At 52.1% G+C, this 992-nt stretch carries 2 protein-coding genes; both read left to right on the top strand.

Features of this window, described 5'->3' with window-relative positions; all coding sequences use genetic code 11:
• The coding region (locus EOE67_RS20285; protein ID WP_420849801.1) for a Mu transposase domain-containing protein at window positions 1–488 on the top strand (488 nt) is incomplete at its 5' end.
• Between the two features lie 11 nt (window positions 489–499).
• On the top strand, window positions 500–992 hold a 493-nt coding region (locus tag EOE67_RS20290; protein ID WP_127701426.1), incomplete at its 3' end, for an ATP-binding protein.

The raw sequence follows: 992 nt of genomic DNA on the forward strand, positions 1-992 counted from the left end.
CGGTCCCGCATCATCTGGTGAGTCACACAGTGACGATTGAAGCGACGGCACAAATCATCTGCGTGTATTACCAAAGCAAAGTGGTTGCTCAGCATCCCAGAAAACATCACGACGGCGGTTTTACCACCGTCAAAGAGCATATGCCTGACGCTCATATCAAACAGCGCTGGAGCGCTGAACGGTTAATGGGTTGGGCTGACAACATTGGTAGCGGTGTCAGGGCTGTGATCACCTTCCAGCTGGAGCGTCGTCAGCATCCGGAGCAAGCGGTGAAACGCTGTCTGGCCATTCTGAGTCTGGCCAAAAAATATAGTAATGAGCGGTTGGAAGCTGCTTGCCAACAGGCGCTGCTACTGGAGCAGCCGTACTTAAAAGTGATTACCAATTTGCTGGTGAATAACAAAGAACACGCCTCAAACGCCGGTGTCGTTGATGAGCAACCACCACTGACGCACCACAATATCCGCGGCCAACATTACTACCAATAAGGAAAGCCAACATGAGTTTATCGACATTACACGAGCAACTGCGCGCGTTGCGGCTTGGTCACTTCAGTCAGGCATTACAGCAGCAACAAGCACAACCCGCGACATACAGCGACATGAGCTTCGAAGAGCGGTTAAGCTTGCTGGCCACACATGAGCTGCTCTGCCGGGATAACACTAAGGTGCAGAAGTTGTCACGCCAGGCGAAATTACGTATTGATGCGCGAGCAAGCCATATCGATTACCGAGCCAATCGAGGACTACGTAAAGACAAAATCGCCGCCTTACTCAGTGGTCAGTATCTGCATCACAATCAAAACATCATTCTGACAGGAGCAACGGGCTGCGGAAAAACCTACCTTGCCTGCGCACTGGCCACACAAGCGTGTGATCAGCATCACAGCGTCCGTTACTACCGGCTCGGTGAGCTGCTGGACGAGCTCAATATCGGACGCGCTGACGGATCATACCGTCAGCAACTTAGTGCACTGGCCAAACGTAAGCTAC

Origin of the sequence: Rheinheimera riviphila, assembly GCF_004005945.1 — a bacterium.
GTDB classification, from domain to species: domain Bacteria; phylum Pseudomonadota; class Gammaproteobacteria; order Enterobacterales; family Alteromonadaceae; genus Pararheinheimera; species Pararheinheimera riviphila.